Source organism: Gudongella sp. DL1XJH-153, assembly GCF_049310905.1.
Classification (GTDB): domain Bacteria; phylum Bacillota; class Clostridia; order Tissierellales; family Tissierellaceae; genus Gudongella.
Genome location: NZ_JBMEMN010000024.1, coordinates 1 through 24,122, shown reverse-complemented (window position 1 = coordinate 24,122; position 24,122 = coordinate 1). Strand labels below are relative to the sequence as shown.

The 24,122-nt window shown below is 37.2% G+C and carries 21 protein-coding genes; 14 read left to right on the top strand and 7 right to left on the bottom strand.

Features of this window, described 5'->3' with window-relative positions:
• Positions 1-142: 142 nt before the first annotated feature.
• The 13 genes from ACOEN1_RS09765 to ACOEN1_RS09705 all read left to right on the top strand — a co-directional run bounded on the left by ACOEN1_RS09765 (position 143) and on the right by ACOEN1_RS09705 (position 16,528).
• The gene (locus tag ACOEN1_RS09765; protein ID WP_422486710.1) at positions 143-1,363 is read left to right on the top strand and encodes an NAD(P)/FAD-dependent oxidoreductase; all 1,221 of its coding nucleotides are present in this window, start codon (positions 143-145) and stop codon (positions 1,361-1,363) included.
• A gap of 309 nt (positions 1,364-1,672) precedes the next feature.
• Positions 1,673-2,335, top strand: coding sequence for a (d)CMP kinase (gene cmk / locus ACOEN1_RS09760; protein WP_422486709.1), 663 nt, complete (start codon positions 1,673-1,675; stop codon positions 2,333-2,335).
• A 2-nt stretch (positions 2,336-2,337) separates the two neighbouring features.
• Positions 2,338-2,916: a lysophospholipid acyltransferase family protein gene (locus ACOEN1_RS09755; RefSeq protein ID WP_422486708.1), complete on the top strand. Its 579-nt coding sequence runs from the start codon at positions 2,338-2,340 to the stop codon at positions 2,914-2,916.
• A 3-nt stretch (positions 2,917-2,919) separates the two neighbouring features.
• Positions 2,920-4,944 carry a bifunctional 4-hydroxy-3-methylbut-2-enyl diphosphate reductase/30S ribosomal protein S1 gene (locus ACOEN1_RS09750; protein ID WP_422486707.1) on the top strand — a complete coding sequence of 675 codons (2,025 nt, stop codon included), beginning with the start codon at positions 2,920-2,922 and terminating at the stop codon, positions 4,942-4,944.
• A gap of 79 nt (positions 4,945-5,023) precedes the next feature.
• Entirely contained in the window at positions 5,024-6,076 is a 1,053-nt protein-coding gene (locus tag ACOEN1_RS09745) for a M42 family metallopeptidase (protein ID WP_422486706.1), read from the top strand.
• The gene (locus tag ACOEN1_RS09740; protein ID WP_422486705.1) at positions 6,067-7,089 is read left to right on the top strand and encodes a M42 family metallopeptidase; all 1,023 of its coding nucleotides are present in this window, start codon (positions 6,067-6,069) and stop codon (positions 7,087-7,089) included. Before ACOEN1_RS09745 ends, ACOEN1_RS09740 begins: the two co-directional genes overlap by 10 nt.
• The gene (locus ACOEN1_RS09735; protein WP_422486704.1) at positions 7,090-8,082 is read left to right on the top strand and encodes a M42 family metallopeptidase; all 993 of its coding nucleotides are present in this window, start codon (positions 7,090-7,092) and stop codon (positions 8,080-8,082) included. It abuts the gene before it with no gap.
• A 144-nt stretch (positions 8,083-8,226) separates the two neighbouring features.
• Positions 8,227-9,546, top strand: a complete 1,320-nt coding sequence (gene miaB, locus ACOEN1_RS09730; protein WP_422486703.1) for a tRNA (N6-isopentenyl adenosine(37)-C2)-methylthiotransferase MiaB — start codon at positions 8,227-8,229, stop codon at positions 9,544-9,546.
• Between the two features lie 9 nt (positions 9,547-9,555).
• A complete protein-coding gene (gene mutS / locus ACOEN1_RS09725; RefSeq protein WP_422486702.1) occupies positions 9,556-12,168 on the top strand; it encodes a DNA mismatch repair protein MutS in 2,613 nt (870 codons plus the stop codon).
• Positions 12,169-12,172: 4 nt separating this feature from the next.
• The gene (gene mutL / locus ACOEN1_RS09720; protein WP_422486701.1) at positions 12,173-13,984 is read left to right on the top strand and encodes a DNA mismatch repair endonuclease MutL; all 1,812 of its coding nucleotides are present in this window, start codon (positions 12,173-12,175) and stop codon (positions 13,982-13,984) included.
• Positions 13,909-14,931, top strand: a complete 1,023-nt coding sequence (gene miaA, locus ACOEN1_RS09715) for a tRNA (adenosine(37)-N6)-dimethylallyltransferase MiaA (RefSeq protein WP_422486700.1) — start codon at positions 13,909-13,911, stop codon at positions 14,929-14,931. The genes mutL and miaA overlap by 76 nt, the downstream gene beginning before the upstream one ends.
• Before the next feature lie 16 nt (positions 14,932-14,947).
• Positions 14,948-15,169 carry an RNA chaperone Hfq gene (hfq, locus tag ACOEN1_RS09710; RefSeq protein ID WP_422486699.1) on the top strand — a complete coding sequence of 74 codons (222 nt, stop codon included), beginning with the start codon at positions 14,948-14,950 and terminating at the stop codon, positions 15,167-15,169.
• Positions 15,170-15,232: 63 nt separating this feature from the next.
• Positions 15,233-16,528, top strand: a complete 1,296-nt coding sequence (locus ACOEN1_RS09705; protein ID WP_422486698.1) for an aminotransferase class I/II-fold pyridoxal phosphate-dependent enzyme — start codon at positions 15,233-15,235, stop codon at positions 16,526-16,528.
• Between the two features lie 49 nt (positions 16,529-16,577).
• Here ACOEN1_RS09705 and lexA read toward each other — a convergent pair whose 3' ends face one another.
• The gene (gene lexA / locus ACOEN1_RS09700) at positions 16,578-17,195 is read right to left on the bottom strand and encodes a transcriptional repressor LexA (RefSeq protein WP_422486697.1); all 618 of its coding nucleotides are present in this window, start codon (positions 17,193-17,195) and stop codon (positions 16,578-16,580) included.
• A 174-nt stretch (positions 17,196-17,369) separates the two neighbouring features.
• Between lexA and yneA the strand changes: the two genes are divergently transcribed.
• Entirely contained in the window at positions 17,370-17,687 is a 318-nt protein-coding gene (gene yneA, locus ACOEN1_RS09695; RefSeq protein ID WP_422486696.1) for a cell division suppressor protein YneA, read from the top strand.
• A 17-nt stretch (positions 17,688-17,704) separates the two neighbouring features.
• Here yneA and ACOEN1_RS09690 read toward each other — a convergent pair whose 3' ends face one another.
• The 6 genes from ACOEN1_RS09690 to tnpA form a co-directional block, all read right to left on the bottom strand.
• On the bottom strand, positions 17,705-18,670 hold the full coding sequence (locus ACOEN1_RS09690) for a tyrosine recombinase XerC (RefSeq protein ID WP_422486695.1): 966 nt from the start codon (positions 18,668-18,670) through the stop codon (positions 17,705-17,707).
• 576 nt (positions 18,671-19,246) lie between these two features.
• Positions 19,247-20,044: an IS21-like element helper ATPase IstB gene (istB, locus tag ACOEN1_RS09685; protein ID WP_422486694.1), complete on the bottom strand. Its 798-nt coding sequence runs from the start codon at positions 20,042-20,044 to the stop codon at positions 19,247-19,249.
• On the bottom strand, positions 20,037-21,269 hold the full coding sequence (istA, locus tag ACOEN1_RS09680) for an IS21 family transposase (RefSeq protein ID WP_422486693.1): 1,233 nt from the start codon (positions 21,267-21,269) through the stop codon (positions 20,037-20,039). Before istA ends, istB begins: the two co-directional genes overlap by 8 nt.
• Before the next feature lie 293 nt (positions 21,270-21,562).
• The gene (gene tnpC / locus ACOEN1_RS09675; protein WP_422486692.1) at positions 21,563-23,134 is read right to left on the bottom strand and encodes an IS66 family transposase; all 1,572 of its coding nucleotides are present in this window, start codon (positions 23,132-23,134) and stop codon (positions 21,563-21,565) included.
• Positions 23,135-23,246: 112 nt separating this feature from the next.
• Positions 23,247-23,603, bottom strand: a complete 357-nt coding sequence (gene tnpB / locus ACOEN1_RS09670) for an IS66 family insertion sequence element accessory protein TnpB (protein WP_422486691.1) — start codon at positions 23,601-23,603, stop codon at positions 23,247-23,249.
• Positions 23,597-23,959, bottom strand: coding sequence for an IS66 family insertion sequence element accessory protein TnpA (gene tnpA / locus ACOEN1_RS09665; protein WP_422486690.1), 363 nt, complete (start codon positions 23,957-23,959; stop codon positions 23,597-23,599). The genes tnpB and tnpA overlap by 7 nt, the downstream gene beginning before the upstream one ends.
• Positions 23,960-24,122: the final 163 nt, after the last annotated feature.

The window sequence follows — 24,122 nt, the reverse complement described above, 5'->3', positions numbered from 1 at the left end:
GTGTTAAACGCAACGGATTTTTTATGTCGACTATATAATGAATGGAATAAATATCATAGATAATATTATCATAAATGATAAGCAATTATTTTGATTTTGTGTTATGATTCTTTTAATGAGGGTTTCTAAGGAGAGGATTTTTTTGAAATTAAAGGTTGGAATTATAGGAGGTGGACCGGCAGGGATTATGGCTGCTGGAGCTGCTTCAAATAACGGACATGATGTAGTCTTGATTGAAAAGAACGATCAGTTGGGTAAAAAATTGTTTATAACTGGTAAAGGAAGGTGCAATATCACAAATGCTGCACCCATTGAGGAATTTTTTGATAATCTGGTTACAAACAAAAATTTCCTGTATAGCAGTCTATATACTTTTGATAATAATGCCATAATGGAATTGCTTCAAAAGTATGGTTTAAAGTTAAAGATTGAAAGAGGAAACAGAGTATTTCCAGAAACTGACAAATCAAGCGATGTAATAAAAGCATTTAAAAAGTATCTGAATGATACAGGCGTTAATATTAAACTGAATTCAATTGTTACTCACATAAAGTTTGATGGCAAGAGTTTCACAGTGTTCATTAAGGATAAGGAAAGTTATCAATTTGACAAGCTGATTATAACAACAGGAGGAAAGAGTTATCCCGCTACCGGATCAACAGGTGATGGATACTTGTTTGCAAAGTCTCTGGGACATACTGTCACAGATTTAAGACCAAGCCTTGTACCTATTGAGCTAAATGATTCGTGGATTAATGATTTAATGGGTTTGTCATTGCGTAATGTTTCCTTGACTGCTTTTTCTGGTAAAAAGGAAGTTCACAGTGAATTTGGAGAAATGATATTTACGCATTACGGAATATCAGGACCAATTGTACTTTCAATAAGCAATTATATCAATAGTATCAAATCCAAACTTCGACTAGCTCTGGACCTTAAGCCAGCGCTTGTAAGAGAGAAGCTGGATGCCAGGATTGTTAGAGATTTCGAAGAATATAGCAATAAACAGCTTAAGAATGCTTTAAATGATCTCTTGCCACAAAAGCTTATTCCTTGGGTTATCGAAGCATCTGGGATTTATCCTGAAAAAGTAGTTCACCAGATAACCAGAGAAGAAAGAGAGCGACTTGTTGAAGCGTTAAAAAATTTCCCACTTCATTTCAAGGGATTCAGACCGATTGAAGAAGGGATAGTTACTTCAGGAGGAATCAATGTAAAGGAAATCAATCCATCTACAATGGAGTCAAAAATTATTCCTGGTTTATTCTTTGCAGGGGAGATTATTGACATTGATGCACTTACGGGGGGATATAATCTTCAAATAGCTTATTCAACCGGATATTTGGCCGGAATAAATGTATAAATAACTTGTTTATATTGCGCTTTTATTATATAATTAATAGGAGAGTTTGTAGAATTGTAGTATATAAGAGGGCTATTACTGTAGATAAGAATCCATTGTCATATTCGGGAATGGATCATGAGGAAGATTGACGACGAAACCATCTAAAATGGATAAGGTTATCAGCATGATTTTTTCTGCTACAATATATCCGGACCGAGTCTAACTCTGGAAACTGATTTCTGGAGATGTCAATAGTCTTAGACCTGAAAAGCTACTTGATTGCAAGCCACCTCGCGGTGGTTATTCTTTTTTATATGGAGGCAGATTATGGCTAGGCATTATTCTATTGCAATAGACGGACCTGCTGGAGCTGGAAAGAGCACAGTGGCTAAAATTGTGGCTAAGAAATTGAACTTTGAATATATTGATACAGGAGCCATGTACAGAGCTTATACACTAAAAGTACTACAAAACAATCTAGATCCTAAAAATCAGAATGAGGTGAAATCTCTTCTTGATTCTACTGATATATACTTCATAGACAATCATATTTATCTTGATGGTGAAATGGTTGATGATGAAATAAGAGACAATCGTATCAGTGATAATGTCTCTTACATTGCCAGCATCAAGGAAGTTAGATCAAAGATGGTATCACTTCAGCGAAAGATGGCGGAGAGAAAATCAGTGGTGATGGATGGCCGGGATATAACAACAGTTGTTCTGCCAAAAGCAGATTATAAGTTTTATGTCACGGCTTCGGTTGAGGAAAGAGGCAATAGAAGATATCTGGAGTTGATTAACAAGGGTGTTAAAAACATAACCCTCCAAAGTGTTATTGATGATATCAGAAGACGGGACGAAATTGACAGTACCAGAGAAGAGTCACCTCTTACAAGAACTGAGGATTCAGTACTTATTGATACAACCGAGCTTAGCATCGAAGAAACAGTTGACATGATTATCGACCTTGTAAAGGGGGGAGAATAGGATTGTTTTATTCATTGGTAAAGGCTATTGCCTTTGTGGTTTTCAACTTTGTTTTTAGAATTAAAGTTAAAGGCAAAGAGCAAATTCCAGTAAGTGGCAGGCTTGTGCTTTGCTCCAATCATAAAAGCAATTGGGACCCACTGATTTTAGCATCAGTATTCCCAAGGAAAATTGCGTGGATGGGAAAAAAGGAGCTTTTCGATAATAAATTACTTAAAGCACCACTAACCTGGCTTGGAGTATTTCCAGTAGACAGGCAGGTAGCTGATATTTCTGCTGTAAAAACTGCATTAAGATTATTGAAGGCAGAAAAGGTACTGGGAATCTTTCCTGAGGGAACCAGGGTAAAGGAATTTGACCCTAACAATGCAAAGGCAGGAGTAGCTTTATTGGCAATGAAATCAAAGGCACCCGTTTTACCGGTTTATATCGAGGGTAGTTATAAATTGTTCAGTATATTAAGTATTACTATCGGTGAACCTTTAGAGTATCACAAGGAGTACACTGGCAAGCTGGGCAATGAGGAATATAGCAATATAAGCCAGGAAATTCTGGCTAAGATATATAAGTTGGGAGGCTAAGAATTGGAAATTATATTGGCTGAGAATGCAGGATTCTGTTTCGGTGTAGACAGAGCAGTCAAAATGACAGATAATGAATTGTCCCAGAATGGATTAAAGGTATATTCTTATGGACCATTGATTCATAACCCACAGGCTGTAAAGTCACTGGAAGACAAAGGACTTAAGACAGTTGATGACTTCTCAGAGATTCCTGAAGGAAGAATAATAGTAAGATCTCACGGTGTCCCTAAAGATGTCATTAAAGAGATTGAGGAATCAGAATTACACTTGGTTGACTGCACATGTCCGTATGTAAGTGCAGTCCACAAGAGAGTAGAAGATTACTTTTCCAAGGGCTATAACATAGTAATAATTGGAGACAGTGAGCATCCAGAAGTAATTGGTATAAATGGCTGGTGTGAAAACAGAGCATATATTGTCAATAGCCGGGATGAAGCTTTTGAGTTACCAAGTATGGACAAGTCCTGTGTTGTATCACAAACAACAAATAGACTTGATAAATTTATTGAGCTTAGTGGAATAGTAGAAGAAAAATCAGATGAGGTTGTTTTATTCAACACCATTTGCAATGCTACTAAACTGAGGCAGGAAGCTGCTGAAGATGTATCAAAAAAAGCCGATGCAATGATAGTAATTGGTGGAAAACACAGTTCTAATACAATCAAGTTGGTTGAAATTAGCAGTAAATACTGCAAAAATGTATTTCATATAGAAACTATTGAAGAATTAGCTTTACAAGAGCTACAAAATTTTAATACAATAGGTATAACCGCAGGTGCTTCAACACCTGATTGGATAATTAAGGAGGCTGTTAAGGTAATGGAGAATTATAATCAAGATGAAATGATGGAAGCAATTGAGAGTTCCTTTAAAAGGGTCAACAGAGGAGACGTTCTGAAAGGAACAGTACTTTATGTAACAAACAATGAGGTAATGGTTAACATCAACTACAAGAGTGATGGAATTATTGTTAAAAGCGAGATGACAAAAGAATCAGATGCTAATCCTAAAGAGCTTTTTAGTGTAGGAGATGAAATTGACGTATATGTAATGAAACTTGATGATGGTGAGGGTAATGTTGTACTTTCAGCTAAAAGGGTTGACTTTATAAAAGACTGGGAAGTTCTTGAAGAATCTTACAAAGAAGAAGAAATTCTGGAAGTTAAAGTTTTAAATGCAGTAAAAGGTGGGCTTACAGTTCTTGTCAATGGTGTGAATGGATTTATGCCTGCATCACAAATTTCAATGAATTATGTGTCAGATCTTAATCAATTCAAGGGACAGACTTTAAGTGCAAAAATTATAGATTTCGATATTCAAAAGAGACGGATGATATTATCAAGAAAAGCTGTTGAAAAAGTTGAAGTAGAGAAGAAGAGAGCTGAGCTTTGGGAGACAATCGAAGAAGGAAAAACTCTTACAGGAGTTGTTCAAAGACTTACTGATTTCGGTGCATTTGTTGATCTTGGAGGAATTGATGGACTTATTCACATTTCAGACCTTGCTTGGTTCAGAGTTAAGCATCCTTCAGAAGTGTTGAAAGAAGGAGATAATGTAGAAGTTAAAGTTCTTGCTTTTGACAAAGAGAAGAACAGAATATCACTTGGACTTAAGCAAACTACAGAAGAGCCATGGATAGTGTTCCTTAAGGAATACAAGGTTGGAGATGTTATCGATGGTGAAGTAGTTAATATTCTTGACTTTGGTGCATTCGTCAGAGTAATTAAGGGAGTTGACGGACTTCTTCACGTATCACAGATTTCAAAGGACCATGTTGAAAAACCTTCGGATGTATTAAAGGTTGGAGATAAGGTTACTGTAAGGATTACAGAAATTAACGAAGCTGACAAAAAAATAAGTCTTAGCGCAAAAGATGCTGAAGAGACTGAAGAGACTGAAGAGACTGAAGAAACATCAGTAGAAACTTCTGAAGAAACTCCTGCTGTTGAGAAAGAAGAAGCTGAAGAAGCTTATGATGCTGGAGATTTCAATACATCTGTTGAAGAGCTTACAAAAGAAGACTAATATTAGACAATTTTATTATTCGAAATGGGTTAAATTAAATTTTAACCCATTTTTTTGAAGATAATAGGGAGGTTAATAGATGAATACCAAAGAATTTCTGGAGTTATTGTCCAATGGTAACGGAGTCTCAGGTTTTGAATTTAACCTTAAGGAAACTATAATGGATGCATTTAGCCAATATACGGATTCCATCACTGTAGACAAACTAGGTAATATAATTGCCCACAAAAAAGGGACGGGAAATGGTGATGTTAAGATCCTGATGGCAGCTCATATGGATGAGATAGGCTTCATGGTCAAGGATATTGATAAGAAGGGGTTTATTCATTTTACAAATATAGGAGGAATAGACCCAAGAACCATTCTTGCCCAGGAAGTTAGGATTCATGGTAAAAAAGACATTAGGGGAGTAATCGGTTCAAAACCACCTCATTTGCAAGAAGAATCAGAAAAGGATAAATCAATAAAAATGGAAGATATGATAATCGATACAGGCTTTGACAAGGATGGAGTGTCTGAATTTGTATCAATAGGAGATTCGATTACAGTAGACAGAAAGATGAAATCTCTCCTTAATAATAGAGTAACAGGAAAAGCTATGGATGACAGGGCAGGTGTGGCTGCGCTTTTTGAAACCATGGTTGAGTTGTCTAAGATAAAACACTATGCAGATATATATTTTGTTGCCACTATCCAGGAGGAAGTAACAATGGCTGGAGCCTTGACTGCAACATACGGTATAAATCCTGATATTGGAATTGCTGTGGATGTTGGATTTGGAAGAACCCCTGAGCTGAATAACTCTAATTCAATAGAGATGGGCAAAGGTCCTGGAGTTACACTGGGTGGGAATATTCATCCGGGACTTCGGAAAAGACTTGTATCTGTGGCTGGAGATTATAATATTCCGGTGCAGACCAATGTGTGGCCAGGTCCAACTGGTACTGATGCAAGGGCAATGCAGATTACAAGGGACGGAGTGCCAGCTTTAGTATTATCCATACCTTTAAGGTACATGCACACATCGGTTGAAGTACTGGATCTTAATGATGTGTCACACACTGCTAAACTGCTCGCTTTCTTCGGTGCATCCATATTGGAAAATGAATTGGAGGGATTACTATGTTTCTAAAAGAACTAACTGAAGCCTCCGGTGTATCAGGCAACGAAAAAGAAGTAAGAGATTTTATCAAAAAAGCCCTGGAAGGTTATGTAGATGAAATTAAAGTCGATAGAATAGGAAATCTTATTGTCCATAAGAAAGCCAGCAATTCAAGTGGTAGAAAACTTATGATAGCTGCACATATGGACGAAATTGGATTGATGGTAAAGGATATTGATTCATCTGGCTTGATAAAGTTCATGCCTGTTGGAGGGATTGACAAGAGAATACTTGTATCAAAAGCAGTTACCATTGGAGATAAAAAACTACCTGGAGTTATTGGTGCTAAGCCCATACATCTTCAAAAGAAAAATGAATGGTCGAAGGTACTCGATATCGATGATCTATATATAGATATTGGAACATCATCAAAGGAAGATACTGAAAAGCATGTATCAATTGGAGATTATGTAGCTTTTGATACTGAATACGATGAAATTGGAGATGGGATTATTAAGGCAAAATCCCTTGATGACAGAGTAGGATGTTCAATACTTTTAGATATATTGAGATCAGATGTTGATGCTGATATTTACGGTGCTTTTACAGTAATGGAGGAAGTCGGACTTGTGGGAGCAGGACCAGCAGCGTATCAAATAAAACCAGATGTTGCAATAGTACTGGAAGGAACAATATGCTATGAAACAGATGATTTGGACTCACACCAAATGCCAACAAAACTTGGCGAAGGACCTGCAATTTCATTGATAGACAGAACTACAGTTTACAATAGAGACTTAAGAGATGAGATTATTCGTATTGCTGAAGCAAACAATATACCATATCAGTACAGAAAAACAGCCATGGGTGGAAATGACTCTGGTAAAATTCATATTTCAGGTACTGGATGTGCTACTGCTGGAATATCAGTACCAACAAGATATATTCACAGTCCTTTGTCTGTTATAAGCAGAGCAGACTATGACAACACATACAGGCTGGTATTATCTTTGATTGAAGAATTCAAGAAAGGGGCAATATAAATGGATTTTAATGTTGATTTACTACAAAAATTAGTGTCAGTATACGGACCATCAGGAGATGAGTCATTAATAAGTGCTACAATCCGTCAGGAAATTTCAGAATATGTTGATGAAATAACTACTGATGCCCTTGGGAATCTAATAGCAAGAAAAAGAGGCAGTGGGAAAAAAATAATGGTTTCTGCTCATATGGATCAGATAGGTTTTATTGTAACTGATATTGATAAGGAAGGATTCTTGAGATTTGGAAACGTGGGAGGTATATCTCCTGATATAAGTTTAAGTCAGAGGGTAATTTTTAAGAATGGAACTGTAGGAGCAATCTTCTCAGAACCAATAGAAAAGTCTTCTGAAAGAAAACTAGAAAATATGTATATTGATATTGGTGCCAAGAATAAGGAATCGGCAGAAAAACTGGTAAATGTAGGAGATATGTGTATCTATTACAGTCCATTTGCGAGTAATGAGAATGTTGTTTTTACTCCATATCTTGATGATAGAGCAGGATGCTTTGTTGCAATTGAGGCGTTGAAAAGACTACCCAATACAGAAAATGACGTTTATTTTGTATTTTCTGTTCAGGAAGAAGTTGGATTAAGAGGTGCAAGAACCGCTGCTTATGGTATAGAGCCTGATTTTGGAATAGCTGTAGATGTAACTGCTCATGGAGATACACCAAAGGCTAAGAGATTTGCAATAGGACTCCATAAGGGTGCAGCCATCAAAGTTAAAGACAATTCGATAATAACTCATCCATCTGTCAGGAATGTATTGATAGAAATTGCCAAGGAAAAAAATATTCCTTATCAATTGGAAGTTCTGGAATTCGGAGGAACGGATTCAGGTGCAATTCATATTTCAAAAACTGGAGTTCCTTCAGGAGTGATTTCAATACCTACAAGATATGTGCATTCAACTGTTGAGATGGCTTCAAAAGAGGATATTGAAAGCAGCATAACCCTTTTGGAAGAATATTTGACAATGAAGCATTAGTTAGACAAGAATCATTGAAAAAATGAAAAGTCTGTTTGGTCCAGAATCAAGTATTGGTTTCTGTCAGCAGGCTTTTTATATTGAGATATGTTATAATTATGGTTAAAGCAATTGAAGAAAAGTAATAGCAAGGAGATATATAAAATGAAGAAATATCTTATTAATACATCTGGTTGTCAGGCTAATGAGCTGGATTCCGAAAAGATCTCATGGGTTTTGGATACAATTGGTTATGAGCCTACTGAAGACAAGGAGCAGGCTGATATTATACTATTTAATACCTGTGCTGTTAGAAAAAGTGCTGAGGACAAGGTTTTTGGTCAATTGGGAGAATTGAAAGAGCTTAAACGAAGAAAACCGAATGTGGTTCTAGGAATATGTGGATGCATGATGCAACGTGAAGACATCAGGGAATTCTTTTTATCAAAACACAAGCATATTGATCTGGTTTTTGGTACCAACAATATTCATAAGCTACCTCAATTGATATCCAGACAACTTGAAACAGGACAGACAATTATTGATATTGTCGAAGACACAAGGGAGATAGATGAGAGTATTGATGCACATAGAAAGTATTCATATAAAGCGTATGTTGATATAATGTATGGTTGTGACAACTATTGCACCTATTGTATTGTTCCGTATACAAGAGGCAGAGAGAGAAGCAGAGAACCTAAAGTAATACTTGATGAGGTGAAAAAGCTTGTCCAGTCAGGGGTAAAAGAGGTAACTTTGCTAGGTCAGAATGTCAATTCCTATGGAAGAACTCTATCAGTTGATTATAGTTTTCCTGATTTGTTAAGGGAAATAAATGAAATTGACGGAATCCAGCGAATTAGGTTTATGACATCACATCCAAAGGACTTCACACATGAGCTTATAAAGGCTTATATGGACTTAGACAAACTAAGCCCCCATCTACATCTTCCCGTGCAGTCAGGGAGCAACAGGATGCTTAAGCTGATGAATAGGAAGTATACTCGGGATGAATATCTCGAGAAGATCAAAACAATCAAGAACTTGGTACCCAATATCGCTATAACTACCGATATAATAGTTGGTTTTCCTGGTGAAACTGAGCAGGATTTCCAGGAAACATTGGATCTGGTTAAGGAAGTGGAATTTGATCTTGCTTATACATTTCTTTACTCAATAAGAGAAGGGACTACAGCAGCTAAGATGGAAAAACAAGTACCTGATAAGATTAAGCATGAAAGATTCCAAAGACTTCTGGATACACTTAATCCAATTGGATTAAAATTGAATCAGAAACTTCTTGGTACTGTTCAGAAAGTTTTGGTTGAAGCGGTAAGCAAGAATGACAATGAAGTGATGAGTGGAAGAACTGGAAGTGCCAAGCTTGTCCATTTTAAGGGTGGAGAAGAATTGATTGGGAAAATTGTCAGTGTAAGAATAGATAATGTAAAAACATTTACACTTGAGGGAATAATGATTGACTAGGAGGACCAAATGGCTACTCTAACTCCAATGATGCAACAATATGTAGACACTAAAGAAAAGTACAAGGATGCACTGCTTTTTTTCAGACTGGGCGATTTCTACGAAATGTTTTTTGAAGATGCAAAAACTGCTTCAAGAGAGCTTGAAATAGCGCTGACCAGCAGAGACTGCGGGCTTGATGAGAAAGCACCAATGTGTGGTGTGCCTCATCATGTTGCTGAAACATATATAACGAGACTTGTAGACCGAGGTTACAAGGTTGCTGTTTGTGAGCAAGTAGAAGACCCTGCTTTGGCAAAAGGCCTTGTAAAGCGTGAAGTTGTAAGGATAGTTACTCCTGGTACAATAATGGATGGTAGTCTTCTGGATGAAAAGTCAAATAATTTTTTGGCTAGTATATTTCTGGATGAGTACGGTGCTGGGTTATCATATGTTGATAATTCAACAGGAGAAATGTATACAACAGAGTTTATTGGTGAAGAGGAAAACAGTAGCAGATTTATACTGGATGAATTGGGGAAAATAATGCCCTCGGAAGTAGTCTGCAACGAAGGGTTAATTAGAAATAAAAAGCTAGTAACTGTAATTATGGATAAAATCAATCCTTATATTAATGCATTGGATGATTTATCAAATGATGTTGAAAACTATAATGAGTTAATAAGTGGATTCTTCAATGATAAAAACATTGAAATTGAAAGACTTAAAGAAAAAATATACTCTACAATATCATTAGGAAAATTATTGAACTATTTGAAGGATACTCAGTTCAATGCTGTTGACCATATCAAGGAGTTACAGTATTATGAGCCTGAACATTATATGCTTATGGATATAAACACAAGATCCAATCTTGAGATCCATGAAACTATGAGGTCTAAAGAAAAAAGAGGAGCACTTATTGGTATTCTAGATAAAACTCAAACTGCAATGGGTGGAAGATTGTTAAGAAAATGGCTTGAACAACCATTGCTGGATAAGAAACAGATTGAAAACAGACTAGATATGGTTGAGTTTATAAAGAATAATCCGTTCCATCTTGAAGAAATTAGAGATATTTTAAAAAACATATATGATATTGAAAGATTAATAAGCAAGATTTCAAATGGAAATTGCAGTGGTAGGGATATGGTAGCATTAAGACAATCAATTGAGAATATACCAGGACTTAAGGGTGTTCTTTTGGAAACAAATTTAAGTCAGTTTGTTAAACTTCAAGAGGATATGGATGACCTTATTGATATTCACACAATCTTAAATGATTCGCTGGGTGACAATCCACCTCTATCAGTAAAAGAAGGAGGAATAATCAAGGAAGGATACAATGAGTATCTTGATGATCTAAGGGCCAGCAAACTAAAGGGAAAGGAATGGTTGGCCAGACTTGAAGCTGAGGAAAGAAACCGCTCAGGCATAAAGACACTTAAAGTTGGCTTCAACAGAGTGATGGGATATTATATAGATATAAGAAAATCAAGTATAGACTCAGTGCCAGAAAATTATATTCGAAAACAAACTCTGGCAAACTCTGAAAGATATTATACAACCGAGCTTAAAGAAATTGAGGATAAAATTCTAGGCGCTGATGATAAGGCAATCCAGCTTGAATACGAATTGTTCCAGGAGATTCGTGAGATAATAAAGAAAGAAATTGAAAGACTTCAACGGACCAGCAAATTACTTGCTGTTTTGGATGTTGTATTGAGTCTTGCAATTGTTGCCAATGCAAATAACTTTACAAGACCAAGCTTGAATAGAAAAGGAATTATTGATATTGAAGAAGGAAGACATCCTGTTGTTGAAGCTACAATCAAACACCAGTTATTTGTACCAAATGACGCATATATGGATACAAGAGATGATATGGTTCATATAATTACCGGTCCCAATATGGCTGGAAAGTCGACTTTTATGAGACAGATAGCAATAATCGTTCTCCTTGCACAAATTGGTTCATTTGTTCCATCAAAACGAGCAGATATTGGAATAGTAGACAGGATTTTTACTAGAATTGGTGCTTCAGATAATTTATCTCAAGGTGAGAGTACATTTATGGTTGAAATGAACGAGGTTTCAAATATTCTTAGATTTGCTACCCCAAGAAGCCTAATAATCCTAGATGAGGTAGGAAGAGGAACGAGCACATATGACGGCCTCAGTATAGCTTGGGCTGTAGTGGAATATATATCAGATAAAATCAAGGCTAAAACTCTTTTTGCAACTCACTACCACGAACTAACTCAGTTGCAGACCAAGCTTAAAGGAGTAAAGAATTTTACTATTACTGCTGAAGAGCAGGGTGATGATATTATTTTTCTCAGAAAGATAGTTAAAGGTAGTACAAATCAGAGTTTTGGTATACAGGTTGCGAAACTTGCAGGAATTAGAAAAGAGGTAATTCAAAGGGCAAATGAGGTTTTGGCGACGATCGAAAACTCACATGATATTAATATGGATGAACCCGTACAAAAAAAGAACCAAAAGCAAATGAACCTAATGGATTACAGAAAAGACTTTTATATAGATCGAGTGAGAAATATTGACATAAACGGATTGACACCAATGGATGCCCTCAACACCCTCAACAATCTGGTAGATGATGCAAGAAAGCTTAAGGAGTGACTTTATGAGTAAAATCAAAGTACTGGATAATCTTACCATACAAAAAATAGCTGCAGGAGAAGTAATAGAAAGACCAGCATCTATTGTTAAGGAACTGATTGAAAACTCCATTGATGCAGGAGGGAGTCAAATTGTAATTGAGATTTCCGATGCCGGCAAAGACTTTATAAGGATAACCGATAATGGAGAAGGTATGGATGAATCGGATCTTAAGCTTGCTTTTGAAAGGCACACTACTTCCAAATTATTTTCGGTCGAGGACCTTGGGAAAATACTGACTATGGGATTTAGGGGAGAAGCACTATCAAGTATCTGTGCCGTTTCAAAGATTGAAGTCTTGACAAGACAAAAAGAAATGGATGCAGGTATTATGGGATTTGTTGAGGATGGTGTTCTTAAATCAATTACTCCAACTGGTGCACCAGTTGGTACTACTATGATAATAAGAAAGCTTTTTTACAATTTACCTGTGAGAAAAAGATTTATGAAAAGCAAGGTAGCAGAGGAAAATGCAATTACGGAAACAGTTACAAGACTTGCAGTGGGTAATCCAAGTATTTCATTTAAATACATTAAAGACAACAGAGTTATTTATATTACAACTGGGACAGGGAGTGTTAAAAATACAATACTTCAGCTATTAGGCAAGGAGCTGGCCTCAGGTTTGAAAAAGGTATCAATTTCCACTGAAGATTTTAAAATCGATGGTCACATTTCTGACAACAATCTCTACAGAAGCAATAGGCATCATCAGTACCTTTATGTAAATGGCAGATATGTTGTTGATTACAGACTTTCAAAAATAGTTGAAAAACAATATAATACCTTGATACCGATAAACAGATATCCTGTATTTGTACTATTTATTGAAATAGATCCATCAAATGTGGATGTAAATATTCATCCAACTAAACAGGAAATCAAGTTTACTAATGATACTAATATCTATCAGAAGCTGGAAGCTGCGTTGAGAAATAATATTGATTTCATTATGCGCATCCCTAATGTAGATTTAAAGCAAAAATTAAAAGCTGAAAAGGAAATTCATCCATCAATTTGGGATATTGAAAGCACTAATAATGATGTTTTAAAAGTTGAAAATGATAATGAAGATACTATCGATGAAAAAAGCATTGTATTTGTAGATTATTCTTCAAAAGGTCTAGAAATTGTTAGTGAATCTGATGGAGAATGGAAGGAAACTCAAGAAGAATACAACAAACCCAGGATTTCATTAACTTCTCTTAGAACTGTAGGGACAGCTTTTAAAACCTATATTATAACTGAGGATGTATCAGCTTCAAAGCTTTATATTATTGATCAGCATGCAGCCCATGAGCGAATTATGTACGAAAGGCTTCTTAAGGAATTTAAGAATGAGTCCATCCATGTACAACAACTTCTTCAGCCAGTTGTCTTGGATTTGGGCCAGACAGAACACAATACTGTAATGGATAATATTGAACATTTCAAGAAAATTGGATTTTTAGTGGAGGGTTTTGGAGACAAAAGCGTTATGCTCAGAGGTGTACCCCTTATTTTTGGAAGCCCTGACAACAAGAGATTATTTCTAGATTTGCTTGATCAAATGGATGAAAAGTTTTCATCAAGTTATGAAACAAGAATTGAAAAGATAATCAAGCTGGCATGTACAAGTGCAATTAAGGCAGGGGATAGTGTTGCGGATATTGAAGCAAATGCTCTTCTCAGTCAGCTGGAGGATTGCGATAATCCTTATACATGCCCACATGGCAGACCTACTATTATAGAAATGACAAGAAAGGAACTGGAGAAAAGGTTCCTCCGGGTTTTATAGGTGAGAATATGAAAGAAAAATTGATAATAATTACTGGTCCTACAGCTGTAGGTAAAACTGCTGTATCCATCGCTCTTGCCAAAGCAATGAATGGTGAAATAATATCAGCTGACTCAATGCAAATATACAAGTATATGGACATTGGTACAGCGAAAGTTACAAAAGAAGAAATGGAAGGTGTGGAGCATCACCTTATTGACTTTATTAACCCGGAAGAACAGTTTACCGTAGCTGATTATAAAGAAAATGCAACAAATTTAATAACATATCTTAACAATATGGGGAAATTGCCTATAATAATTGGCGGTACCGGACTTTACATCAACTCTCTGGTCTATGAGCTAAATTTTGTAGATGTCCCTCCAAACCAGAAGTTAAGGAATAAACTTGAAAATATTGCAGAAATACAAGGGAAAAAAGCATTGCTAGATATGTTATATGAAATTGATCCGGTTGCTGCTGAACGATATACAGAGAATGATATTCAAAGAATTGTAAGAGCAATTGAGATTACGACAATTTCCGGTAAGACATTTGATGAATATGGAAGTAACTTCAGGGTTGTAAATGATAAATATGATGTTCTGATTTATTGTCTTAATATGGACAGACAGAAGCTTTATGAAAGAATAGACAAAAGAGTGGATATAATGCTTGAGATGGGTTTGGTAGAAGAGGTAAAAAATCTTATGGATTCAGGATATGGGAAAGATCTGGTGTCCATGAAGGCAATTGGGTATAAACAGATTATGGAGTATCTTGATGGAGATGAAAGCTATGACGCGACGGTTGAAAAGATCAAGAAACTATCCAGAAACTATGCAAAGAGGCAGCTTACATGGTTCAGACGAGATAATCGGATAAAATGGCTAGATGTGGAGTTTTATAAAGACAAGGACGAACTTGTTGAATATTTAATAGAAGATATAAAGACGCATTTCCATTAAAAAGGGGGATATCCAAATGAAACAGGGTGTAAATTTGCAAGATCAGTTTCTTAATACGGCTAGACGTGAAGGAATTTTAATTACTGTTTTTCTTGTAAATGGCTATCAAATCAAAGGCTATGTGAAAGGATTTGACAGCTATACAATTGTATTGGATGCAGATGATAAACAGCAGCTTGTTTACAAACACGCCATATCTACAATTATTCCAAATACAGTTATAAACTTTGAGTATTAAAACTCGGTCTCTGGTGACAGGGACCTTGTTTATGAGAAAATTCATTTAGAATAAGGAGATAATATGAACAAGTTAACCATAAAATATTTATGTAAACAATATGATGTAAATCAAGAAGTTATTGAATTTGTTAACGATATGGAAGCCAGGGTAGAAAATAGATTTAAACCACTGGAAGAAATCAGAGAGTTCAATCAATATAAGGTTATCGGAGCTATGCAGGACAATAGACTTGGATCAACTGATTTTCACTGGACAACGGGTTATGGTTACGGTGATATTGGGAGGGAGAAGGTCGAGTCAATTTTTGCCGCTATTTTCAAAGCAGAGGCAGCACTTGTAAGACCTGCAATCGCATCAGGTACTCATGCTTTGAATCTCGTTCTATCGGGTATTTTACGTCCTGGGGATCAATTGCTTTATATAACAGGGACTCCATATGATACATTGCTGAAAGTTATTGGGAAGAAGGGAAGTGCTCCAGGAAGCCTAATGGACTATGGAGTGCTATATAATGAGGTCCCGCTTCTGAATAATGGCATAGATATTGAAAATGTTTTAAGAAGTATAAATAACTATACAAAAATAATTGCCATTCAAAGGTCGACTGGATATAGTGATAGACGGGCTCTTACAATAGACGAAATGGAGTCTGTAATTCACAGGATTAAGAAGGAATATCCAGATGTGATAATTATGGTGGATAATTGTTACGGAGAATTCCTGGATACAAGGGAACCAATTGAAGCTGGAGCAGACATTATTGCTGGATCTCTTATTAAGAATCCAGGAGGAGGACTAGCACTGTCTGGAGGCTATGCTGCCGGTAGAGAGGACTTAATTGACATAGTTGCCAACAGACTTACAGCACCTGGCTTAGGTAAGGATACAGGCCTTACATTTGGTACCACGCGAACTACACTGCAGGGTTTGTTTATGGCTCCACATGTAGTTGCTGAGGCAGTGAAAGGTGCCTTGCTGGTGGCTATGACATACAAGAGTCTTGGCTTTAATATTGTACCGAAACTTGATGACAAGAGAAGTGATATTATCCAGGGAATCGAATTCTTGACTGAAGAAAGGGTGAGTGAATTCTGTAAGGGTATACAGGCAGCATCGACTGTAGACTCATATGTAGTACCTGAAGCATGGGATATGCCTGGCTATGCTGATAGAATAATAATGGCTGCTGGTGGGTTTATTGAGGGTTCATCCATAGAACTAAGTGCTGATGGACCAATGAGGGAGCCATATTATGCATATTATCAGGGAGGTTTGACTTATGATCACTGTAAACTGGGTGTAATTAAATCACTTGATAATCTTTATAGAAAGAAGCTTGTAGATCTTGCTAGATAGGTAATTAAATACGGCATTGACAGTAATCTCTCTGTCAATGCCGTATCTTTTAATATTTTCTATAAAGACCTTTAATCTTACCTAATATTTGTACATCACGAGAATATATGGGCTCCATAAACTGGTTTTCAGGTTGGAGTCTTATTCTGTCCTTTTCCTTATAAAATCTTTTCACTGTAGCTTCTTCACCTAACAGAGCAACAACTATATCTCCGTCACGCGCATGGGATTGTTCTTTTACTAGAACAAGGTCTCCATCCATTATTCCAGCATCAATCATACTTTCACCCTGGATTTTAAGCATAAATACGTCGTCCCCTTCAGCCTCTTCCTGAGGGATGGGGTAGGTATCCTCAATATTCTCAACAGCAAGTATCGGAGCCCCTGCAGTAACTCGTCCCAATATTGGGACATCAACAGTTTTCTTTTTAATCATAGTCATGCCATCATCGTAATTGATAATTTCAATTGCTCTAGGTTTGGTGGCATCTTTACGAATATATCCTTTTGTTTCAAGAGTATTGAGATGTGCATGAACAGAAGAAGGGGACCGTAGGTTGACACCCTCGCAGATTTCTCTAACCGTAGGTGGATAACCTTTGTTTGCAGTTTCCCTTTTAATGTATAGTAAAATTTCGGTTTGCTTTTTGGATAGATTGTCGTACATTGAATTCACCTCACTGATATTGTAATGTACTGTTTAATCGATTATATCATAGTAAATAGGATAAATCAAACAAGAGTTCGATTTATTTATCAAAAAGCGTTGACATAGTACATATGTTCGTGTACAATATACTTAATCGAACAAACGTACTTATTGAATAGAGGGGTGTATACAATGAAGAGCAAGAGATATGTAATAGTAGATAGCAGACGTTTTTTCTTATTTATAACTTTGTTGATTACAGTTATTGCTTTGGTAATGTTTTCTGTAATGTCCATGAAAGGAGCATATTCAATGACTTCAGTAGAGCACTTCGAAGAATATTGGATTAAACAAGGAGATACTCTTTGGGATATTGCCGACAAATTTGCTCCTGAAGGTTATGATACTAGAAGATTCATATTTGATATAAAAGAACACAATAAAATGGAGACCAGCATGATTTATCAGGGTGATAAGTTGCTGATCCCCGTAGTTGCAGTAATGGATTAGGGGCTGAAAGGCCTCTTTTATTTATCTTTTAACCTGTTGGCTAGTGGATTGCTTTTAACTGCATCCCTAAGTCTTTCATCGTCTAGATGAGTATATATCTGAGTTGTTGATACAGATTCATGTCCAAGTATTTCCTGAAGAGCTCTAATATCAACATTTCCATATTTGTACATGAGGGTTGCTGCAGTATGTCTAAGCTTGTGAGTTGAATAAACATGTGGGTCCAGTCCAGATTTTTCAAGATACTTGTCTATCATATGCTGGATTGCACGATTGCTCAATCTTAGTTTTCTTTTGCTAAGGAACAAGGCTTTTTCACCTGGTAAAACAGGTCTAAGTTCCAAGTAATCATTGATAGCTTGAACACATGCATTGTTTAGGAAAATAGTTCTTTCCTTATTTCCTTTACCAATAACTGTTAAAGTGTCCTCGCCATTGATCTTATCGAGATCTATACTTGACAGTTCAGAAAGACGCAGGCCACAATTTAGAAATAACATGATAATGGCGTAATCTCTTGAGCGAAACAGCTCATTGGGGTTTAAGAGTATTGTATTAAGTAATTTTTCTGATTGGTCCAAGGTAAGATAGACAGGATGTCTGGCATCTGTTTTTGGAAACTCCAGGTATAGTGCAGGGTTCTTATCAAGCAGATTTACTCTTGCGTGAAGATATTTGAAGAAGGACCTGACAGAAGCAACCTTACGAGCTCTGGTAGAACTGGAGTTTGAACGTTTTTTATCAGTGTAGGAAATATAGGCATGCAAATCTTGAATTGTAACTCGTTTAATAACATCAAGATCGATGTCATCTATTTCAATATCATTGAACTCAATATCAGTATCCACAAGTTTGAATCTGATTTTTAAAAAACGTAAAAATGTACGCAGGTCAAAGTAGTATTCCTTAACGGTATTGGAGGAGGTACCTTTGATTGTTTCCATATAATCGAGATAATCTTCAAGCATTATTGGTATTTTCATAAAAATCCCTCTTTTTGCCATATTTTTGGTATATTAGTCACAAAATAGTTATTTTGTGACTAATAATATTTTACCACAAAGTTAGTTTTCATGCAATTAATTTATCTAATATTATTTTTCTTGTATCTGATTTGTTATTGCTTTAGCTTTTGCAAAAAATTCTAGGTCTTTAAACTCGATACGCACTATTAATAAATCGAACACATTTGTAGTTTGTCGTAAAAAAAATTTATCTTTGAAATGATTTATCCACTATTACTATATCGTTAATTTTTAAGTCGACTAAAACCTATTTATTTCATCAGAGTATCGGATGATCATGCTTATCCATGCTCAATTCAAGGCCTTATTGCCTTTGGGTGCTTCATTTAGGACATTTTGCACCAATTGCGATATATAAGCGTCTATAGGCTCGAATGAGGCACTTCAACACTTCAGACATGTAATCCTATTAATATTTAATTATAGGCACCTTATATCGCAATACAGAGCCTCGTTTTTATCTAGTTTCTTTCCAATGTCAACGCCGGATTTAAAATGATGGAATCGCCGGGTAGAAATTGACCCAAATGCCGGCTACTCATTCGCCGGTATCTCCATCGCCGGAATATCCGCCGGCGGCACTGACATTAGACCTGACTTTTGTCTTTGGCGAATTCTGTAAGAGTCACCACGGATATTTATCACATGTGCATGATGCAACAGTCGATCAAGGATAGCCGTTGCAATAACTGTATCACTCATCAGTTCTCCCCATTCGCTAAAGTACTTGTTGCTGGTAAGGACTATGCTACCTCTTTCATAACGAGAACAAATCAAGCGAAATAGAAGCTCTGCAGAGTGTCTGTCTAATTGCATGTATCCCACTTCATCCACTATTAGCAAATCTGGCTTCAGATAGACCTTCCATCTGCGTTCCAATTTACCCTGTTGTTCTGCCTTCTTAAGGTCTGCTATCAGTTGTGCTGTTGTTATGTAGTAGGAGGTCATTCCGCTCCTTAGAGCTTGCATCCCAAGACCTACTGCCAGATGGGTTTTTCCTACTCCAGGTGGTCCAAGAAACACTACATTTTCTGCTCTTTTTACAAATGCCAATGTAGACAATTCCTTTATTTGTCGGCTGTCAATACTAGGCTGAAAACTGTAGTCAAACTCCTCTAAGGTCTTTCTGTGAGGAAGCTTTGAAAGTTTTGTTCTGGTTTCTTCACTTCTTCTTTTTCTATCTGTGAGTTCTTCATTTAGAAGATCTGAAAGGAAGGTCAGATAAGTGAATTCCTTTTTTGCAGCTTCTTCTAGTTTGGCCTCAAGAATCTGACTTCCAACCTTAAGACCAAGCAGTTCCAAAGACTCATGGGCTTTTTCAATTTCAACCATTGGCCCTCACCCCCATAACTTCATCGTAGAAAGCCAAGGGTCTCTTATCTACAATCAATGTGTCTGATTTAATCCCATAAGCCATGGGGAATGCTACTCCCTCTTTTTCAGCAAGTCCTTGATACTGACCTCTTAAGAAGACTATTTTACCTGATGTGTGCTCTATCTTACGGCACAATATCCTGACTTCTCCGTCATAGACTTCAAAATTGCCTCTGATTGCTCTTACTCTAACTTCACGGTTGCTATATTGCCAATCTACTCCATATCTTACGCCATCATAGCTTACAAACCCATCTCGGGTGACTTTACGAGTTTCCCATCTGTAGTGGTCTCTTGTGGATGCCTCAGGCAGAGGTAGAAGTGGTTCTTTAGCAAGGGATTTTAATGGTATTTCTCCTGTTGTTCCGTGAATTTTACTGTCAACTTTCTTGCACCATTCGATTGCTTGGTTGTTCAAATCTTCAAGATCTATGAACTTTCTACCGGGTAGGAAATTATCTTTTACATAGTGAACCAGTCTTTCTACTTTACCTTTTGTCTGTGGTGTTCTTACTCTGCAAAGCTTTGGAACAAAGCCCATGTCTGCAGCGAATTCTGAAAACCTTGTATGAAAGATTGCTTTTCCTAATTCGACCCTTATTACTACTGTCTTCATATGGTCTGTCAGAACTGTTTCTGGAACGCCTCCGAAATACTCAAATGCATTAAGCATGCATCTCACAAGACTGTAGTAATCGCATCTCTTTGTGAATTCTACATATTTTGCTCTTGAATTGCCCATAATCATGATGAATGCAGGAGTTTTATGACTCTTTCCTTCGCCGTCTACATAGTGGACAATGCCCCAGTCCATCTGAGCCTGTTTTCCAGGGGGTGTCTCGTACCTTTCGACTGCTTTACGGGTATTTAGCGGCCGAAAAGGCTTTATGTAATCTTTGATAATGGTTATTCCACCGTTGTATCCTTTTTCTTGAAGCCTTTCAAAGATTACTGAGCAATTTAGTATCCCCTGCTTCATGTGATTTTCAATATCTTGCTTGAAAGGATCAAGTTTTGAGTGCTTAGTTTTTCCTGATAATCCATGCTTCAGAGTTTTTCCACGGTTATCAATGTATTTCTTTGCTGTGTTTTCTGATATGCCCAACTCCTTTGAGATGGCATAAGGGCTCTTGCCCTGGTCTGATTTTTCGCGTATCATAGTAATTAGCCCACTCCTTATCATTTAGTACCTCCATAAAAGTATTCGCCATACTTCTATGGTATTCATTTGGTAGGTGTGGGTCAATTCTTAACCGGCTTTTTGCTTCAATTATATCCCGGCGATGACACCAAATCAGAAATCACATTAAATTTCTCAAAATATTATTGCTGGGCGTAAAAAAAAGTAAAGCTGAAGTTTATTACTCCAACAATACCCTTTAATAACTTAATAATATAGTAGCTACGTAAGCGCACAATAATTGATGCCTAGTAAAATTAATGGAGATGATATCTTATCATCTCCATTAGCTATTTCTATTTACAGATTTCCTGGACCAGTGAATCCCATGGCATCATCATATCAAGGATGGTAGGATTTTCTTCAAAGCTTCTTCCGGGCAATCTAGATAATATGTACTCCAGGTATTTGTATGGATTTATACCGTTTGCTTTGGCTGTTTCCACCAAGGAATAAACACACGCACTTGAAGTTGCTCCTTGGGGACTGCCACAGAAGAGCCAGTTCTTTCTTCCTATGGTGAAGGGCTTGATGCTGTTTTCTGCTATGTTGTTTGAGATAACGCAGTTTCCGTCTTTTAGATATTCCTGCAGCTTGTCTTTGTGGTTTAGTGCATAGTTTAAAGCCTGGCCTATCTTTGATTTTGGCAGAACCTGCGATTTTGCTTTTTTTGCCCATGCAAAGAAGGCCTCCAGTACGGGCTTTTCATGTTCTAGTCTTTTCCGTTTTCTTTCTTCTTGTGGAAGGTCCTTAAACTTTTTCTCCCATTCAAAGAGCTTGTTGCAGTAGGCGATCCCCTTTGCAGGAAGTGTTCCCTCAGGAGTATTTAAGTCCTTTGGGCTTGCATCCACAAAGTATCGCCTTACATGTGCCCAGCACAGGCAATGGTTTATACCCTTTACCTTCTCATACCCTGAGTAGGCGTCTGTGTGCAGATACCCTGTAAATCCTTTTAGGAATTCCTTTGGGTAGTCTCCGGATCTTCCGGTCTCATACCTGAAGAGTCGGACTTGTTTTTTTGCGTTTGTGGATGTGCTGTACACCCACATGTATGATTTTGTAGTGTTTTTCTTCCCCGGTTCGTTCATAACCTGTACCGGTGTCTCGTCTGCATGTAGATACTTCTCCTTTAGGAGCTCTTCTCTGAGTTTGTTTTCAACTGGCATTAGCCATTGCTCCGAGGTTTTCAGTATCCAGTTGGCCATGGTGCTTCTGCTTAGGGGAAAGCCCATCATTTTCCACTCTTTTTCTTGCCTTTGCAGTGGAACTGACTGGACATACTTCTGATACATGGTCCATGCCACACTTGATGCTGTTGCATAGGAATGCTGCAACACAGGCTCAGGCGTATAGGGGTTAAATATCCCTGGCCTGTGCTCTTTCTTGCAGGTTTTGCATTCGTAGCTTTCCTGATATATATTTATGACGCTTATCTCTGCGGGTATGTATTTGATTTCTGAACGTAAAAACTTGTTGCCTACAACGGATAGACCACTTCCATCTATGGGGCAGGTCTGTTGTGTTTTGTCCAACTTGTATACCTGGTCTTGCTGAGGAAGGTCCTTAAAGAGGTCTTTTCTCCTGTAGCCTTTTCTGGTCCTTTTCACTGGCTCTTCAAAGGGTACCGGCTCAAGCACTGAATCGTCTGCTTCAACCTCTGCCTCGTTAAACAATTCCAATGCAAGTTCTCCAATCAGCAGCTGACCATCTATTGCTGATGTCTTTTCTGTCTTTCTTCCATAGAGTTTCTTGATGAGATACTCCATATTCTCATTAGTCCTTTTTAGCTCTTCTCTAAGGCCTTCTATGGTCTTGTTTTGGGATTCAATTGTATCTTGCAGGGTCTTTATCAGGGAGTTCTCATTCATTGGAATTTAGCCTTTCTTTTGTGTTTTTTCTATATCTAATTATACCATTTCCCGACTTCAAAAACAACTAAAAAAGGCTTGAAACTACGTATTTTTCAATAGTTTCAAGCCTTCATAATATTATCTTGTCTTCAACCTTTTGTATTGTTTTCTTCTGGTGTATGGACAGTCCTTCCATCAACCATCGGTACTGCTGTGGTGTCAGTTCCATGACTTCTGTATCATCTTTTGGCCAGCTGAATTTGCCACCTTCCAGTCTTTTATACATGAGGAGAAATCCATCTCCCTCCCATAGCAGGGCTTTTATCCTGTCTCTTTTTCTTCCACAGAAGAGGAAGATGCTCTTTTCAAAGGGGTCCAACTTGAAGTTGTTTGAGACGATTGCCGCTAGCCCATCTATCTGCTTTCTCATGTCAGTATGGCCGCATGCTATGTATATCTTTAGGAATCCCCCAAGATCTGCTAGCATAGGTTACCCAGTATCTTTAAAGTGTGCTCTAGTACCTTGATATCGGCTCCGTTACTGATTTCCAAAGAGAATGCTCCTGATTTAAGTACGGCACATGTAGTGTTTGTTGCTGGGGTACTCTGTTCTATATCCTTTACTGTTACCTGTGCAAATTGCGGGGAAGGAGTACCAAGATTGTTTCCTGCCAGTACCAGGGATTCATTCCTGACCACTCTTAGCCAGTAGTAGTATTTGCTGACTGGTATTGAATTTTCATCACACCATATTTTGACAGTTTTTCCGCTTCTTCTACACTCTGAAATCAGCTCACGCCAATCCATTACTTTTGCCTGATGATCTAAACTTCGCATATCCATAAAGTATCCCTCCTAAAGTGTTTGATAGTGTTTGTAACTTACAAACACTATCAAAGTCTATTCATGTCCATTTTCACACTTTAGAGGTAAGCGTATATTATAGTACACCTAGACATAGAAAAATCGCCCTAGCTAGCTGACAAATTTCAGCATGGTTAGGGCG

Coding starts and splice junctions, on each gene's coding strand:
- cmk (WP_422486709.1), top strand. CDS start 1,673: ATGGCTAGGCATTATTCTATTGCAATAGACGGACCTGCTGGAGCTGGA.
- ACOEN1_RS09745 (WP_422486706.1), top strand. CDS start 5,024: ATGAATACCAAAGAATTTCTGGAGTTATTGTCCAATGGTAACGGAGTC.
- ACOEN1_RS09740 (WP_422486705.1), top strand. CDS start 6,067: ATGTTTCTAAAAGAACTAACTGAAGCCTCCGGTGTATCAGGCAACGAA.
- ACOEN1_RS09735 (WP_422486704.1), top strand. CDS start 7,090: ATGGATTTTAATGTTGATTTACTACAAAAATTAGTGTCAGTATACGGA.
- miaB (WP_422486703.1), top strand. CDS start 8,227: ATGAAGAAATATCTTATTAATACATCTGGTTGTCAGGCTAATGAGCTG.
- mutS (WP_422486702.1), top strand. CDS start 9,556: ATGGCTACTCTAACTCCAATGATGCAACAATATGTAGACACTAAAGAA.
- mutL (WP_422486701.1), top strand. CDS start 12,173: ATGAGTAAAATCAAAGTACTGGATAATCTTACCATACAAAAAATAGCT.
- miaA (WP_422486700.1), top strand. CDS start 13,909: ATGCCCACATGGCAGACCTACTATTATAGAAATGACAAGAAAGGAACT.
- hfq (WP_422486699.1), top strand. CDS start 14,948: ATGAAACAGGGTGTAAATTTGCAAGATCAGTTTCTTAATACGGCTAGA.
- ACOEN1_RS09705 (WP_422486698.1), top strand. CDS start 15,233: ATGAACAAGTTAACCATAAAATATTTATGTAAACAATATGATGTAAAT.
- lexA (WP_422486697.1), bottom strand. CDS start 17,195: ATGTACGACAATCTATCCAAAAAGCAAACCGAAATTTTACTATACATT.
- yneA (WP_422486696.1), top strand. CDS start 17,370: ATGAAGAGCAAGAGATATGTAATAGTAGATAGCAGACGTTTTTTCTTA.
- ACOEN1_RS09690 (WP_422486695.1), bottom strand. CDS start 18,670: ATGAAAATACCAATAATGCTTGAAGATTATCTCGATTATATGGAAACA.
- istB (WP_422486694.1), bottom strand. CDS start 20,044: ATGGTTGAAATTGAAAAAGCCCATGAGTCTTTGGAACTGCTTGGTCTT.
- istA (WP_422486693.1), bottom strand. CDS start 21,269: ATGATAAGGAGTGGGCTAATTACTATGATACGCGAAAAATCAGACCAG.
- tnpC (WP_422486692.1), bottom strand. CDS start 23,134: ATGAATGAGAACTCCCTGATAAAGACCCTGCAAGATACAATTGAATCC.
- tnpB (WP_422486691.1), bottom strand. CDS start 23,603: ATGCTAGCAGATCTTGGGGGATTCCTAAAGATATACATAGCATGCGGC.
- tnpA (WP_422486690.1), bottom strand. CDS start 23,959: ATGGATATGCGAAGTTTAGATCATCAGGCAAAAGTAATGGATTGGCGT.